13 protein-coding genes and 1 other annotated feature are annotated in these 16,663 nt (G+C 42.8%); of the genes, 7 read left to right on the plus strand and 6 right to left on the minus strand.

The annotated features are described in order from the left end of the window. Window positions 1–27 precede the first annotated feature (27 nt). On the minus strand, window positions 28–1,467 hold the full coding sequence (locus NST25_RS12810; protein WP_340394128.1) for a serine hydrolase: 1,440 nt from the start codon (window positions 1,465–1,467) through the stop codon (window positions 28–30). Window positions 1,468–1,554: 87 nt separating this feature from the next. Further along, a complete protein-coding gene (locus NST25_RS12815; protein ID WP_076306324.1) occupies window positions 1,555–2,691 on the minus strand; it encodes a VanZ family protein in 1,137 nt (378 codons plus the stop codon). Window positions 2,692–2,843: 152 nt separating this feature from the next. Here NST25_RS12815 and NST25_RS12820 point away from each other — a divergent pair, with 152 nt between their 5' ends. The 3 genes from NST25_RS12820 (at window position 2,844) to NST25_RS12830 (ending at window position 5,090) form a co-directional block, all read left to right on the plus strand. Then, window positions 2,844–3,191 (plus strand): hypothetical protein, encoded by a 348-nt coding sequence (locus tag NST25_RS12820; protein ID WP_076125990.1) that lies wholly within the window; start codon window positions 2,844–2,846, stop codon window positions 3,189–3,191. A gap of 103 nt (window positions 3,192–3,294) precedes the next feature. Continuing rightward, window positions 3,295–3,753, plus strand: a complete 459-nt coding sequence (locus NST25_RS12825) for a hypothetical protein (protein ID WP_076310416.1) — start codon at window positions 3,295–3,297, stop codon at window positions 3,751–3,753. A 104-nt stretch (window positions 3,754–3,857) separates the two neighbouring features. Continuing rightward, window positions 3,858–5,090 carry an aminopeptidase gene (locus tag NST25_RS12830; protein ID WP_076189916.1) on the plus strand — a complete coding sequence of 411 codons (1,233 nt, stop codon included), beginning with the start codon at window positions 3,858–3,860 and terminating at the stop codon, window positions 5,088–5,090. 69 nt (window positions 5,091–5,159) lie between these two features. Here NST25_RS12830 and trpS read toward each other — a convergent pair whose 3' ends face one another. After that, entirely contained in the window at window positions 5,160–6,155 is a 996-nt protein-coding gene (gene trpS, locus NST25_RS12835; protein WP_076183504.1) for a tryptophan--tRNA ligase, read from the minus strand. 102 nt (window positions 6,156–6,257) lie between these two features. Next, window positions 6,258–6,540 (minus strand) — a binding site (T-box leader). Window positions 6,541–6,737: 197 nt separating this feature from the next. On the opposite strand from trpS, the gene NST25_RS12840 reads away from it, so the two are divergent. Then, the gene (locus NST25_RS12840) at window positions 6,738–7,163 is read left to right on the plus strand and encodes a hypothetical protein (RefSeq protein ID WP_036686349.1); all 426 of its coding nucleotides are present in this window, start codon (window positions 6,738–6,740) and stop codon (window positions 7,161–7,163) included. A gap of 150 nt (window positions 7,164–7,313) precedes the next feature. On the opposite strand, the gene NST25_RS12845 is transcribed toward NST25_RS12840, so the two are convergent. After that, window positions 7,314–7,697, minus strand: a complete 384-nt coding sequence (locus tag NST25_RS12845; protein WP_076125996.1) for a winged helix-turn-helix transcriptional regulator — start codon at window positions 7,695–7,697, stop codon at window positions 7,314–7,316. A 225-nt stretch (window positions 7,698–7,922) separates the two neighbouring features. On the opposite strand from NST25_RS12845, the gene NST25_RS12850 reads away from it, so the two are divergent. After that, window positions 7,923–8,459 (plus strand): sigma-70 family RNA polymerase sigma factor, encoded by a 537-nt coding sequence (locus tag NST25_RS12850; RefSeq protein WP_036686352.1) that lies wholly within the window; start codon window positions 7,923–7,925, stop codon window positions 8,457–8,459. Then, a complete protein-coding gene (locus NST25_RS12855; RefSeq protein ID WP_076301841.1) occupies window positions 8,452–9,573 on the plus strand; it encodes a DUF4179 domain-containing protein in 1,122 nt (373 codons plus the stop codon). The genes NST25_RS12850 and NST25_RS12855 overlap by 8 nt, the downstream gene beginning before the upstream one ends. Before the next feature lie 1,216 nt (window positions 9,574–10,789). Here the strand turns inward: NST25_RS12855 and NST25_RS12860 are convergent. Further along, a complete protein-coding gene (locus NST25_RS12860; RefSeq protein ID WP_340394132.1) occupies window positions 10,790–13,111 on the minus strand; it encodes a hypothetical protein in 2,322 nt (773 codons plus the stop codon). Between the two features lie 167 nt (window positions 13,112–13,278). Between NST25_RS12860 and NST25_RS12865 the strand changes: the two genes are divergently transcribed. Continuing rightward, window positions 13,279–14,850, plus strand: coding sequence for an ABC-F family ATP-binding cassette domain-containing protein (locus NST25_RS12865; protein WP_340394134.1), 1,572 nt, complete (start codon window positions 13,279–13,281; stop codon window positions 14,848–14,850). Between the two features lie 2 nt (window positions 14,851–14,852). Here NST25_RS12865 and NST25_RS12870 read toward each other — a convergent pair whose 3' ends face one another. Beyond that, window positions 14,853–16,658 carry a sensor histidine kinase gene (locus NST25_RS12870; RefSeq protein WP_076304193.1) on the minus strand — a complete coding sequence of 602 codons (1,806 nt, stop codon included), beginning with the start codon at window positions 16,656–16,658 and terminating at the stop codon, window positions 14,853–14,855. Window positions 16,659–16,663 lie beyond the last annotated feature (5 nt).

Below are 16,663 nucleotides of genomic sequence, written 5' to 3' on the forward strand. Positions count from 1 at the left end.
GAAGCGGTCTTTTGGATTCATTAAGAATTATAGTCTGCCAATGATCTCAGGGAATTCAGTCGGTCCCATATTCACATTAAACTTTTGTTTAAGAATTAGCTGATTCTCTAGTAAGATTATTTCAAGAGTTATGCAGAAAGGCATTTCAATAAACAATAAAGTAAGCTGTAGCTGATCATCAGCAACCCAAGTAAAGCTGGACATGATTCGGTTCAAGGAAGCATCAATGACCTGTGCGAAGCTTTCGAGCCATTCCCCTCGACCAAGACAGATCACAGAATCCTCTCCAGTCTTAAATTGTAAAGTAACTGCAGCTTCGTTGTTATTGAAAGAGATAGAGAAGGTGTCCAAGGCAAATTGGTTGTCATCGAGCTTATAGGTTAAGCCGTTTATTCGTTCTTCTTGTGATGAAGAGGGCTGCAGTTGTGGCGGATGGATAGATAAATTCTTTAATTGTTCAACCAAGTGGGCAGAAGCAGCCGGCTCTAATGGCAAGGGAGCTGGCTTCATCGCGGGAAGCAGATGTTCCGACACAGCATTCAACATTCCTTGTATACTGTCTGATGCAGCAGTAGTAATAATTACGGCATCTTGCTCCGGAAGCACAACACAGAGTTGACCGAAGGCGCCATCTGCCCGGTAGCCACCGTGCTGGCATTGCCAGAACTGATACCCATATCCCATTGCCCAGTCATGATCACCTTCGCCATTGGAAATATGTTTGGAAGTAGCCTCATTAATCCACTTTTCAGGCAGAACCCGTTGATTATTCCAGATTCCTTTTTGTAAGTATAGCTGGCCGAATTTAGCGATATCCTCGGTTGTAATGTTTAAGCCAAATCCCCCTGTGTTAATTCCACGTGGACAAGACTCCCACGTTGCACCGTGAATGCCCAGAGGAACGAAGAGGCGCGGTTCTAAATATTCTAGCAGTGTTTGGCCAGTAACCCGTTGAAGGATCGCGGCCAGCATGTAAGTAGCACCGGTATTATATAGGAAATGTGTACCCGGTTGTTTCTCGACGGGGACGGAGAAGAAAGCTTTCACCCAATTCCCGTCGGTACTTTTGCGAAGGGTGTCCATAGTATCCACGACATGCCCGGTACCCATCATCAATAGATGTCTGATTGTCATATTGGATAGATTCTCCGTGATAGTCGAAGGAGCCTCTTCAGGGAAAAAGGAGAGGACAGAATCATCGAGGGTGACAAGTTTCTCAGTAACAGCTAACCCGATTGCGGTTGAGGTGAAGCTTTTGCTAAGGGAAAATAACATATGCGGAAGAACGGACCTGTAAGGAGCCCACCAGCCTTCAGAGACCACATAACCATGTCGTAATAGCATAAAGCTGTGCAGGCCTAAATTTTGTTCTTCTACTGCACTAATAAAGCAGGATATTGCGGTTGATGAAATCCCCTGTTCTTCTGGAAGACTTCTAGATAACTGCAAGCTGCTTGTAGTTTCCATACGCTCATCTCCTAAATTTTGAGAATGCTCACCTCCTAATTCTATAATAATTTCCAATGTAAAAATACCATTTAAATAATAACTAGTTTAGCTTTCTACAGGGCTGTTGCTGGATACATCAGATTGGAGCCGTTTCTCTGGCCAAGAAATAACATGAGAAGTTCGACTTAGTTTCTCATACATTAGCTGAGTTTCTTTTTTGAATATACTAATGACTAAATGAATAAAGAAAGCCAAGTCTATCAATAGAACAAACAGATGAATAAGCATATTCCATACGGAGGAAAGATGCCCTAGAAGGGCGGAATCAAGCAAAAGAGCGTGAATCCCAAGCAGCACCCAATATAGCAGGCCATATCTGATCATCAGAGCCCAGAAAAAAGCATGATTCCCGCTGCTCTTCACCCGAATCCGCACCATCCATTTCCCTAAGGTCCGTCCGCCCGTGAGAGCCGGAACAAGCATGAAGTAAATACCAGTTACAATCCAGAAGGCAGCTTTTATATCGAATCCGAAGAGTACCCCAAACCCAATGCTCCACACCATACTATCGATTAGAAAAGCTATTCCTCTGCGGGTATAGGAGACTCTTTTGGCAGAGCGGTCAATGTTTGTATCCAGTTGTTCTATACGTGGCAATAGCCCGGAGATCCAAATGGAAATTCGAAATCCAAAAATCCCTCCGATTGTGTTGGTAATGAGATCATCGACATCAAAAAGACGGTAAGGATGATCGAAGAAACCATAAATTCCTGTAATCTGCGTGATCTCAAAGGACAAGGAAAAGGCAAAGGATAGTAGAATGCACACGACCCAGCGTGTACGAAAATAATAGCCCAGAAACATTCCAAACGGTACGGTCAATGCAACGTTAAAAATGACCTGTAAAAATGCAGGCTCACGCAGTAATGACCAGTAGGTCGAGATTTGTTCAGGGATGATTGACGATCCATCCACAATATCCTGAATAAACTGAAGGGGAATGAATTGGACGACACTCCCAGAAGGTGCTGCATTGTGCCGGGAGGATGGAAAAGGAAGCAAGACAAGAAAATAAGCGTTCATCAGATAGAGCAGCAGCAGATATAGGATTAAAGCTCTAAGCTTATGTATATAGCCATGTCTGCGGTATTGTACGATAAGAAAAGGTAGTGTGAAGACCAGCGCTGCTATTGGAAACATCATGAACGCATACGAAATTGGAAAAAAGTACGAATGAAACATAAGTCACCTGCCGTGGAATTGTTTTTATAAGAAAATTGACTCTACTTGGAAATAAGCTATCCCCGGCTCATTATAAGTTTTTATGATAGGGAACTCAACTAATTTATCGAACGTTTCCGGCATACATATGTCTATGAAGGAGCGTGAAGTGGATGGAGAAAAAGGTTCAGCAGTATTATCGGCTCAAGCAAAAACAAAAGGATATTGAAAAAGAATTGGCCGAGCTTCGTCAGGATATTTTAAATTATTGTAGTCAGCAGGAAACTAACGAGACTGAAATTGGCAGCTATAAAGTGAAGCTGGTCGTGCAAAACCGCAAAGAATACGATGATGCAAAGTTATATGAGACCTTATCAGACCCCGAAGTGTGGCGTTTGCTCTCCAAATCAGATCCGGCAAAGGTGGCAAGCTTGACCAAGTTGAATGTAATTTCAGAGGATAAAATCATGCATACTTATGCTTTGAAGACAGTGACACTGTTACAGGTGGATAAAAAATAGGGATTGAAGTGAGCGGTTCCTCGTGGGAGCCGCTTTATTTGGCTCATAACTGTCCAAATTAAGGAAATATGTTACAGTATTAGGGTGGAAGGGAGGTTGAATAGTGAAAAAAATAATCATCGGAGGCGTCATGGGCTTAACGATTTTACTTTTTTTCTTCTTTATTTTGCGGCATAATAATCAATCACTTGAGGTAAAACCGGATGTTATGTTCCCAACAACGGAATACAGGGTGACTGATAGTAGTGCTCCAGGATTACATATACTTATAACTGCTGAAGGGGCGGATGTTATTAAGATACAGGCTACATCCGGCAATTTATTGTTATGGAACCCCCCTGACTACAAGGTGCATAACAAAGGTCTTGAGCTGAAAATCAAATCTGGAGATCAAATTTATTGGAGTCCAATGGATGGGGAGAATAAGCAAATAGATGAACCTCAGGATACCAAGATCACAGTGATTGCTTACCATAATGATAAGCAGATCGGAACGTCCAATGTAGAGATTCATAAGAATGATCTAGGTGTCTATACAGGCGAAATACCTGAAGTGAAGTAGCTGAGAATCTAAATCGAATCGCAACTATCCTCGTTTTGCGTTAAAATAAGAAGTGAAGCTGACCGAGTCCTTATAGCAACCCTAGAGATGGAGGAAGAGAATTCATGAAAGATTTTGAAGTAATGCTGGAGAAATATGCGAACCTAGTTGTAAAAGTAGGAGTAAATGTACAGCCTGGACAAGTCCTTATGGTACATGCACCGATAGAAACCGCAGAACTTACTCGCTTGATTGTAGCGAAAGCCTATGAAGCGGGAGCTAAATATGTAATTGTTGACTGGGACGATGAAGCAACTACACGGATCCGTTATGAAAAAGCCCCAGAGGATTCTTTCGATTACTATCCACAGTGGCAGGCTGAGATGATGGAGAAATTCGCGGAAGAGAATGGTGCCATCTTACATATTAAAGTACCTGATCCTGAACTGTTTAATGGCATTGATTCTTCTAAGGTATCTAGAGCAGTCAAAGCAGCGGCTGTTGCTCGCAAGAACTACTCCAAATATACTCGGAACAGCAAAATTAGCTGGTCTCTGGTCAAAGCGCCAACACGTGCTTGGGCGAACAAGGTTTTTGCCGATCTTCCTGAAGAAGAGCGGGTAGAGGCGATGTGGGAAGCTGTATTCCAGATGAATCGTGTGGGCAGCAATGATCCGGTAGCTGCTTGGAGAGAGCATATTGGTCAGTTGAAAGAAAGTCAGGACAGAATGAACGCTAAACGTTATAAAAGCTTGCATTACCGTGCTCCGGGAACGGATCTGCATGTAGAGCTTCCGGAAGGCCATTTATGGCGCGGGGGTGGCGGTGAGAATGATAAAGGCGTTTATTTTGTAGCTAATATGCCAACGGAAGAGATTTATTCCATGCCCCATCGTACTGGCGTTAATGGCACAGTTAGAAGCACGCTCCCTCTTAATTTGAATGGACGGTTAGTTGAAGGACTTTCATTCACTTTTGAAAAAGGGAAAGTCGTAGCTTATGAAGCTGAATCCGGACGCGAACATTTAACCTCACTGCTGGCAACGGATGAAGGTGCATCTTATCTAGGAGAAGTAGCCTTAGTGCAGCATGATTCTCCAATCTCTCGCTTGAACCGCATTTTTTACAATACAGGGATTGATGAGAATGCCTCCTGCCATTTCGCGCTAGGAAGTGCTTATCCTGTAAATATTGAAGGCGGCACAAAGCTTACGAACGAAGAGCTTGTGGCTAGAGGAGCTAATGTCAGCTTAACTCATGTCGATTTTATGATCGGTTCAGCAGAGCTGGATATTGACGGAGAGCTGGCGGACGGCACGATTGAACCCGTATTCCGTAAGGGAAATTGGGTGTTGTAAGGAGAAGAAAAAAGCCGGATCTCTTCCAATGAGATTCCGGCTTTTTTTGAGTCCCTATACTGGTCATTTTTAGATTGAAAAATAGTTAAGACTCATAGCCTCACGTACTTCGGCCATTGTTTCTTGAGCAATGCTGCGGGCATGCTGTGTTCCAGAGATTAAGATTTCCTGCACAAGCTTTGGCTTAGTAGCATAATAGGAACGAAGCTCTCGCATCGGTTCTATAAGCTGATCTAGAGCTGTCGAAATCAACTGTTTGCAAGCAGAACAACCCATGGTACCCCGCTCACAGCCTTCACGAATTTCGGTTACCCCCGCTGAGCGAAAAGCACCATGATAAGCAAAAATAGGACAGATATCTGGATGTCCAGGATCATTTTTATGCACACGCGCTGGATCGGTTGTGGCTTTTCGTATCTTAAAGATAATCTCTTCCTTAGTGGAGTCCAGCTCGATGGCATTGCCAAGGCTTTTACTCATTTTAGCGTTGCCATCCGTACCCACAAGCCTCGGCGTCTCACTGATCAGCGCTTTGGGTTCCACCAGTATCGGGCTGTACAGCTCGTTGAATCTGCGGACGATTTTGCGGGTTAATTCCAGATGAGGGAGTTGGTCTTCCCCTACAGGAATGATCGTTGCTTTACAAAATGTTATGTCAGCAGTCTGACTAACTGGATAACCAAGAAAACCGTAATACAATTCATCTAAGCTCGAATTTTTCGATTCGGCTTTAATCGTGGGATTATGCCGTAAAGAATTCACAGTAACAAACATAGAGAACAAGAGGGTCAGCTCTGCGATTTCAGGGATCATCGATTGAATAAATATAGTTGTTTTCTCCGGATTTATACCCGCAGATAAATAGTCCAGTGTGATCTCATGCAGATGTTGACCCAGCAGCTGTGGACGATCAAAATGGGTCGTTAGGGCTTGAATATCCGCTAAAAACACAAAAGTTTCATATTGCTCCTGAAGGGCTACTCGGGTCTGCAAGCTGCCGGCGTAATGGCCAAGGTGAAGCTTTCCCGTCACTCGATCTCCAGTTAAGACACGTTCGTTCATCATATAAATTCCTCCTGTTATTTAGCATTTGGTTACACTCGAGTCGCCACCACCAGCCATCATCCATGGCCATCACCTCCTTTAAATGACAAAAAAACCTCATCCAATAAGGACGAAGTTGTCGTGGTACCACCTTAAATGATCGTGTCACCTTACGATTCTTGGCTTTCGATCTTCTCTTACCTGTACGGAGAGGTTGAATTTATTCTCGATACAGGTCCCTTGATAACGGCGGGAACCCCGGTTTTCCCTACTGCATCCATTAAGATAGTTCGGAAAAACAACTATAAAGGCCATTCGAGCATACGCTGGTCACCGGTTCGCACCTACCACCGGCTCTCTGAAGACCATGTTCGTCTGTCTACTTACCCTTTGTCATCGTTGTTCATGATATGTGAATTATTGTAATTCTGAACAGGGGTGTTGTCAATGAGTAGAAATCGTATGGTGATTGACGAGGTATCTAGGTTTATATGATCTAGCAAAGTATACCTTAAATGTATATAATCATCAGGAATTAAGTCCAATCTATCATTGTGGATTCACAATATACTACTCTATAACCTTGAAATGGAGTGATGATAAATGGCGACAATAATAAGTTATGGGTCACAGGCAAAAATCCCGTTAGATCCGTTTACTACTGCTATAACGGTTGCAGGGATTCCTGGAGCTGGAGCGGGTTTAGCTACAGCGCAAGTAAATATTAGTCCGGCTAATCCGGCTTCTTTCTCCAGTAGAGTCGAGTTAAATGGAAGTTTTAGTCTTACTGCACTTGCTAATAGCCAATTTCTTGTTATCATCCGACGAGCTGGAGTCGATATTTATAGATCCTTTTATCGTTTCACTACAATTACTGATATTCAATTAAGTGCTCAGTGGGTCGATGGTGCTTATATTGGAGTCCACAACTATGAATTGGTAATTCAGAATGATAGCAACTTGCCTATTAATCTATTTGGACCCATATCATTCACAGCAACTGCTATTGGAGGAGAGGGCGTAATTTAAGTTATGTTCCTGTGCGCCATTCAAGGGACGGGTGAATCAAAGCTTTGGACAGTTGAATCGATCTGATTCAGCTGTCCTTTTTTCGTGGGCATATAATTGAAGTACAACTCTCACAGCATAAATCTCCAACCATTTCCTTGATATAGCGGTTTATTTATTTAAGATGTTATCCTCTAAAACAGCGTATTTATCACCGTATTGTTTAATGATATGTTGTTCTCCCCAATTACATAATGCAGTCAAAATATCGCTTAAACTATCCCCATATTCACTAAGCTCGTATTCTACTTTTGGTGGAACCTGATTATAAACAATTCGGTTGATGATTCCATCTGCCTCAAGCTCGCGTAGCTGCTGGGTTAACATTTTTTGAGTAATGCCCGGCATCAACTGTTTTAACTCGGAGGTGCGTTTTTTGCCATGAGTTAAATGACATAGAATTACGCATTTCCATTTCCCTCCGATGACCTCTAGGGTGGCTTCAACAGAAATATTGTATTTTTTCTTGACAGTTGTTGTAGATGTTGTTGTCATGATAACCTCCAAGGTATGGGTACTTTTTAGCACCTATGGCACTTTTGAGTGCGTACTATTGATTATGTCCAATATAACTCATCATAACATTTTTCGTTCAATTTTTATAGAATGCTATAATTTAGAGAGCTTTGGGCGAAAAAAAGTTAAATGAAATAAAAACCGTTTCTATACCTCCCCCGTCTTAATCTATGAAAGGTTGAAGAGAGGAGGCTAAGGAAGGATATGACGATGACTAATGCAGAAATGAAAAAAGTAACGATTCTTGATACTCGGAGCGAGACAGATTTTTACGATTCGATATTGGTACATAGAGAACAATTGTACAGTATTGCTTATAGTTACTTGCGTAACCGAAACGATGCGCTGGAAGCGATGCAGGAAATGACTTGCCGGGCTTGGATTAAAAGAAAAACTTTAAAGGACCCCAAAGCATTCAAATCATGGATTATTCGAATTCTAATTTATGTCTGTATAGATGAACAAAGACGGAGAAAACGTTCCATGCCGCTGGTAGATGAAAGAATAGGAGAACAGGTCACACACATTGGCCATCATCGGATGGAAATGCTGTGGGCACTCGAGCAGGTTAAGCCCAAGTATCGCCATGTGCTGCTGCTAAAATACTACAACGATATGACCTTGACTGAGATCGCTAACATTATGAATAAACCCGAGGGGACGGTTAAGACTTGGCAGCATAAGGGGCTGAAGCAGTTGCGAACCATCATAAAGAATCGGGGTGAATGGAACAATGAGTAGTCAAGAGGAGCTTGCCATGTTAAGCGATGCCGAACGTATCCCACAAGAACAAAAAATAGAGAATGCAGCCGCTCAGATCTATGCGATCCAAGCAGGTTTGGAATTAGGCAAGAAACGTGGCAGAAGGTTAATATTCACAAAAAGTGCGATGTCTGTGCTGGCGGCTGCAGTGATGATAGCGGGCTTGCTGTTCTTCAATCCAACCCAGCTGTTGCCACAGCAAGGGACTTCGAGTGTTGATACGTTCGATTGGGGCGTATTGGAGCCTTTTAAAACATTGGCTGCAGCTGATATTGATGCTCTTACACTAGAGTCTGCAATTCGGAATGATTATGTACAAATCGTTAATAAGAGTGCTGAATCAAATGGATATAAAATTACGCTAAATGCTGTGCTTGCTGATGAAAATAAAATCATGCTGCTGTATACAGGGACAACAAGTGATGGTCAGGAAGTGTACAGTGTTAATAGTGTGAAGCTGACAGAAGCTGAAACTGGACGAGACGTAATGGAGGAGAATGGGAATAGGGGCGGAATGGGAGCACACGCAGAGGGAACCATATATACTTGGCTCGGTAAAACTGTATTCTCACTGGACCGAAATAAACCAAGGCCAACAGACGTAGTGGCGGATTTTCAGATTGCCTCTGTAGACCCGGGAATGTTAAGTAAACCGAAAACAGGAACGGTTTTATCCGACATGCGGTATTCTGATCGTTTAAAAGTGAACTTCTCTATTGATCCTAAGTTTTGGGAGCAGAAGACGGAGACATTAGTTGTAGACCACCCCTTCATAATTGACGGACAGGAAGTAAAACTAGCCGAAGTCGAGCTTTCTCCGTTAAGCATAGCGCTCAAATTTACGATAAATGAGGAATTGAAAACGGATTGGATCGTCCGAAATGAACTGTTTCAAAAGCTCCCCTATGAATTAACAGCGCAGGTTGGGAAGCGCGACATTAAAATTAATCCGAATTCTGGTAGTGGATCTGATGATGGATTTATAAGTTACTTCAGCAGTAATGTGTTGGATCACCCGAAGTCACTGCGACTGAAACTTAATGCGGGGGCAGATCGAGAGAAAGAAGAGTATATTGATATTCTGAAAAAATGAGCGGTAAGCGATATTAGTGAATATGCGTTGGGAGTTGTAATATAGAAAAAGGCCGCTGGTTGCGGCCTTTTTGTTATTGTTGGGACATTATACTAACTTTGCGAGTTACCTTTTAACACCAAACACGCCACTTGTTAAATGAGAACAAACTCCTGATGCTCCTATCGGGACTGTATGTGCATAATGCTCCTCACGGGGGCTATAGGCGCTTAATGTTCCTCAGGCTTCACACTTTTCTCAGGCTTCTCATGTTCCTCAGGCACCTCATGTTTCTCACGCTTCTCACGCTTCTCACGTTTCTCAGGTTTCTCATGTTCCTCACGCGCGTAACACTCCTAACGGACCATATTGCAGCTATTTTCGCTTTTTGGACCAATTTGCTTAGTTTTCGGACTGCATAGCTCTTATTGGTCTAAATCCACACCAAAATTGAGCATATTGGGTTGAATAGCTGCATCTGAGTCCGATAGCACTGCGAAATGCCCGGATTCTTCGAAATAAGGGCTCCTGTGTCCGAACCATCTGCCTCGTAAATACTGCACTGTAAACTCGCCATCTGACCTCGTAAATACTGCACTTTAAACTGTAAATCACCGTCTGAGCGTCTTAGCTATTTCGGCAGAACAAAAGTGGCATTAGTGCGGTACAAAAGAGTTGCTAATGTGGCAACTAAGTTAATAACGCTCCTCAGGTTTCTCATGCTCCTCAGGTTTCTCATGCTCCTCATGTTCCTCACGCGCGTAACACTCCTAACGGACTGTATTGCAACTATTTTGGCTTTTTTGACCAATTTGCTGAGTTTTCGGACTGTATAGCTCTTATTGGTCTAAATCCACACCCAAAATGAGCATATTGGGATGAATAGCTGCATCTGAGTCCGATAGCACTGCGAAATGCCCGGATTCTTCGAAATAAGGGCTCCTGAGTCCGAACCATCTGACCTCGTAAATACTGCACTGTAAACTGTAAAATCGTCGTCTGACCTCGTAAATACTGTACTGTAAACTAAAATTGTCGTCTGACCTCGTAAATATTACACTGTAAACTGTAAAATCACCGTCTGAGCGTCTGAGCAATTTCGGCGGTACAAAAGTGGTGTTAATGTGGCGTTAATATGGCGCTAGTAGCACTAATATGTCGCTAATTTGGTGCAAAGGTGGCGCTAGTGTGACAACTAAGTTAGTAACTTTTCTCGTTGTAGTAATGGGATATGTGTTCAGTAATTTGTTTTCAACCATTCCTCGTTTGACCAGGACAATTTGCCTGCCCCTGAGCCGTCAACAGCGGTAAGTCTAGATTTTAGACTAGCTGGGTCATCTGAAGTGTAGCTATAAGGTAGTGTTGTGAATCCGTTCCATGCAAATGCTTTAACGGCAGCGGGTACAGGGGAGAGAGGGCTGTTCTTAGATGTACTGTCTCCTCTGAACGTTGCTCCATCTAGTGAATAGATCGTATCTAAAGCTGCGATTGCACCCGTATATTTGCTATTACTTGCATCCGCTTGATTGTTGCGAAGAGGATACACTACATCAATGATTACAGACCTTTCAAGTAATACAGCTCCTCCTTCTGTAGAGATGGCTCCGTTACTTGTAACCCCGAAATGATACCCCTTGCTTGAGATCGCTTTTTCCATAGCGGAAGTTAGACGTTTTTTAGCCAATCTAGTATCTTCGTTGTCCATTACAATGTTATAGGCATGCGCATTACCACTACGAAGGCGGGGCATGCGGTCTTGTATATCTTTATAGTAGTTGTGATGGAGCGTTACAGAAAGAAGCGCATTATCAGCTGCAAACTCTGTTGCGCCTATTAAGTGGCCCTTTTTTTGACTAGCGGCAATCGCAATGATGTCGTCTTTACTTAGGCCAACTGAGCTGCTTCTTAAATAAGCGTACATGGGATAGGCAGCCTTGTTGGCTTCCATAGCATTAATTTGCTGAGTAACCCAGCTGTTTGCGTTTCTATCATCCCCTAAGAAGGATGACCATGAAATGGTGACGCCGTTGCTGCCTTTTTTAACATCGACAACTCCGTCATAAGATTTATTGAAGGTGCAGTGGTCGATCCATATGTTGTTGCTGTTCTCAATGGTGATGTAGTCCCAGTCGTTTTTATCGTAATTTCCTTTGGTTGCTTCATCCCATTCCCACAGCTCATCAAATTCAAGGTTGCGGATGATGACGTTAGAGCTTCTTTTAAAAGTAAAAGCGGCATGTTTAATGGTTGCACCCTTAGCTGAGAAAATGGTCAAACCGTCGAAGTTGTCTATAGACACTTTGCTGACACCAGTCTCTATTAATACGGGATGTGTTAAAGCACTGTTATGAGCGCTAAATGGGGAGATCTTTGCCGCATCAGAAATTTCATTCCATCCCAGATCCAAGTCGTTCATAATTTCAATAACCTTTATTTTGGATCCTTTTCTCAGTGCAGTGGCAAGATCTTCTGCGCTATATACCTTTTTATAGAGTGGACTGGTTTCTTGGATATTTCCACCACCTGTTGTTCCTATGGCAAACCCAGCCAAATCATATTCACTAACCTGAACCGGTGTAGGCGTTGGTGAAGCAGTCGGTATCGGCGTAGCAGTTGGTGTTGGTGAAACAGTCGGTATCGGCGTAGCAGTAGGTGTCGGTGAAGCAGTTGGTGTTGGTGAAGAAGTCGGTATCGGTGTAACAGTCGGTGTTGGTGAAACAGTAGGTATCGGCGTAGCAGTAGGTATCGGTGTAGCAGTAGGTGTTGGTATAGCAGTCGGAGTCGGTATAGCAGTTGGTGTTGGTGAAGAAGTCGGTATCGGTGTAACAGTCGGTGTTGGTGAAACAGTCGGAGTCGGTATAGCAGTTGGTGTTGGTGTAACAGTCGGTGTCGGTGAAGCAGTCGGTAATGGCGTAGCAGTAGGTGTTGGTGTCGGTGTAGTGCCAATGGTGTCAGAAACGGTCACGTTGTCGAACATCGTAATTGTCTTAAAGGTAACGAGCCCTGCTGCACCTTTTTTTAATTTGGAATCGGAAGCTGAGAGCTCCAGCGTATCATTTACATACATGTTGATGGTATTTCCGCTCATTTCGAGTTTTACGTTATACCAAACTCCTGTTTGCAGAGCGTAAGGTTTGCTGGACAAAGTTGTAGTAGATCCAGAAACTTTCTTTCTGATTTCCAGCATGCCATCATTATTATTATACAAAGAAGCTGCATAAAAATTATTTCCATCTATGTATCTGCCTGCAACATAAGTTCTGTTTGAGCCATTAAAATCAACAACTTTTACATCCGCTTCCACAGTGTAATCGCTCCAGGCTGGATCACCTGCAGAAGTACGTCCTTCTTTTGTGGCAGATTGGTAATATACGCTGTTGCCTTCGTCCTCAACAATAGTCCAATTCCCACTAGTGGATGTCCATAGATTATCGCCCTCTTCAAAGCGGTCTTGGAAGAAGGTAGAAGCACTTGCCGGATACACAATAAAAAGAGAAAAGAGCAGGGTAATGCACATAATAACACTAGCATTTTTCTTGAATGATTTTAGCAAACTCATTGTAATCCTCCTTATGTATTTATAAATTTATATTAATATAAATACATATATCGGAAATAAATATAAGTAATAATATGATTATAAAGTCCTTTTTTTAATTAGTGCTATAATAGCTTTTTGGGTATTCAACGATGAATTCTGATCTATACGAACTAGGAGTGATAGACTTGAGCGTAATCCGAATGGAGAACGTAACTAAGAAATATGAGAATACATTGATCTTTCGAGATATTTATTTTCGCGTGGGCAAGGGTGAACGTATTGGCTTAATCGGACGAAATGGAGCAGGTAAATCTACTGTTTTTAAGCTAATCATGGGAAAAGAGGAGCCAACGGCAGGAAAAGTAGAGTTAGATCCCAATGTGAAGATCAGCTACTTCTCTCAATTTTCGGAGCTTTCCGGGTCTTTGTCTGTACAACAAGAGTTAGAACTTTGCTTCGAAGAGGTAGCACGCATTGAACAGGAGCTTAACCAAATAGGAGAACAGCTTGGGCAGGTGTCGGATGATGTCCAGATGAATGCACTTTTAGAGCGCCAAGCTGAGCTTTTTGAACAAATGGAGCATTTGGATGGCTGGAATGTATCTGTGGAAATCAATACGGTGCTGACTAAATTAGGATTCGATGAGAGATCGCGGCATCAACCTGTAGAGGAGTTATCCGGAGGCTGGAGGAACCGCGCGGCACTGGCTAAAGTCTTAATTGAAGCGCCCGATGTTGTATTGCTCGATGAGCCTACTAATTTTTTGGATATGGAAGGGATCGTATGGTTGGAGCAGTGGCTGCACCGTTTCAATGGGGCGATGCTTCTGGTTTCTCATGATCGGCAATTTATTGACAGAGTGGTCACGCGGACGATAGAAATCGAGAACTATCATTTTCAGGAATATGAAGGCAATTATACCGATTACGTTCGTAAAAAGAAGATGCGTAAAAAAGTGCTCGATCGGCAATTTGAGTGGGAAGAAGAACTTCTCCTTATGGAGTCCGAGGCCATTGAAAACCGTGGTAGTAAGAAGTCTTCTAAGGACCGTCTATCCCGTAAGCTAACGGATATGAAAAAACGAGTGGAACCTCATCCAGTTAACGTATTAATCACTGATATTTATAGTAATTTACGTTTTCCTGACAAGCTGGGGGAAGTGAAGCGGATTGGACAAAGTTATGATGGCCGCTCCATTTTCCAGAACATTAGCTTCGATATTCAAAAGGAAGACCGGATAGCTATCGTAGGTCCGAACGGCAGCGGAAAATCGACACTAATCAAAGTACTGACTGGACAAGAAGCACCGGAATCGGGGGAAGTGACTTGGGAACGCGGGGGCGGTTATGCGTACTTTAATCAGATGTGGGATGAGCTGGATCATAAAGATACCGTCAGCCATGCCGTAAATGTTTATGGACTGGGACTGGACGCACCGCGGAAGAAGGTGAATAAATTTCTAGCGATGCTGCAATTCTCGGAAATGGATCTGAGTAAAACGATTGGCAGCCTTTCAGGCGGACAGCAGGCCAGAGTGGCTTTAGCGAAATGCCTTCTCTCCGGAGCTGCTGTCATTATTTTAGATGAGCCCACTAACCATTTGGATTTAACCAGTATTCAGGTGATGGAGCAGGCGTTGATTCATTTTCCTGGCGCTGTAGTAACAGTTAGTCATGATCGGTTTTTTATTGATAAAATAGCGACGAAAATGCTCACCTTTGATCCTGAATTAGGCATTACTGAGCAAAATGTCTAGGATTACACGGGAAGTCGGATGATCACTGTCGTTCCTTCACCTACGTAACTGGAAATTTCAATTCCATATTTTTCGCCAAAATGAAATTGAATGCGATCATGAACATTTTTAATGCCAATATGTTCTTCATCTAAGGTATCTGAGGGTTGAGAGAGACGGAAACGCAGCTGCTTAAGTTTCTCTTCCTCGATGCCAATGCCGTTATCTTTAACGATAATCAGCATATCCTCCCCCGATATCACCGAGGATACCTCAAGCAGACCTGGTTCACTGCGGCTTTCTAGGCCATGTACGATAGCATTCTCTACGATGGGCTGCAAGGAGAAGTGCATGACCTTAACGATCTCGCATTGCGGATCTAGCTGCTCCATGTACTGTAATTTATCCCCAAAACGCAACTGCTGAATCTTCACATATAGCCGGACATGCTCAAGTTCTTCGCGCAGGGTAACGGTGATTTTCCCAGTCTGGATATGAATCCGAAACAATCTGCCCACGATCCCCACCATCTCGCCAATCTCTCTTTGTCCATTGATGATGGCTTTCATTTGAATAGATTCAAGGACATTTGCCAGAAAATGCGGATTGATTTGGCTTTTGAGCGCACCATACTGGGCTACTTTTTGTTGAGCCTTGGCCATCGAAGATCGCTCAATATAGTTTTGCAAATCCTTAACCATCTTACGAATTCCATTATATAGAACCCCAAATTCATCTTGACGATTACTGTACAAATCCACATCGAAATTCCCCATCCCCACCAGCTTCACCTTCCGGCTTAACAGAATAATAGGTTTGGTTACGCGTTCAGAGAGGATATACATAAATAAGAGTGCAGTGACAAGCGATAAGAGCGCCAAGGTTAAAATGATTTTGCCAAGAAAAGAAGCCTGCTTAGTCATCTCTTTTTCATCAATATATTGAATGACCTTCCAGTTGGAGTAAGGAGAGGTAACAAAATTAATGTACGAATCCTTGTCATCAAAAGTACCATATAAGCTCCCGGCGTCATTGTTCATAAAAGTGTTAAGCGCCTGTTTGTCGATAGGGACTGGCTCTAAAGGACTCGTCTCCAATGAATCTGAGCTGTAAACGTTGCCCCCCTTATCGTCTAAAATAATAAATTTCCGCTTGCTATTCTCGGACAGCTTTAAGATTTCCCGTAATGAATCCAGCCGGATATCGATTAACATGACACCTAAGGGCTGCTTGCTTCCTTTTTTATTAATGACTCTGGCGATGGAGATGACGGATTGTTTGGAATTGGTGCGATAGAAGGGGAGATGACTTCCAAACAGGATTACGCCCCCCTTTTTTTGCTGCGTCTGTAAATACCAATCCTCTTGGGTGTAGTCCTTCACATCATAATCCGCACGATTGAAATTGGCGGAGTAGAATACACGTGACCCCGCGAAAATCTGCACACTGTCGACATTTTTAATCGTCATTTCAATCCCGCTGATGAACTGTTCAATCGTGTTTCCATACTGAATACTTAGATCATTCCCGATATTATCTTTGTTGATAGTCCAATGCTCGAGAGCGGTTTGTAATTGACTATCTACCTGGGCATTAAGGGTCCCTTTTTCAATACTTTGCAGATACTGGTCGATGTTGAAAGAAAGATTATTAAGGATGAGATTAGAGCTGCTTTGATATTCATTTTTGACGGCTTGATTTGAAAAAATATAGATAATCGCGGATATAATCAGCAAAGGAATAGTAATGGTCAGGATCATCAGCACAAAAATCTGCCGATTGACATGCCGCATCCGATAGCGTTTTTTTGGCTGGTTTATTTGCATCATTTTGC

This window comes from Paenibacillus sp. FSL E2-0190, assembly GCF_037992965.1.
Lineage (GTDB): Bacteria > Bacillota > Bacilli > Paenibacillales > Paenibacillaceae > Paenibacillus_AQ > Paenibacillus_AQ odorifer.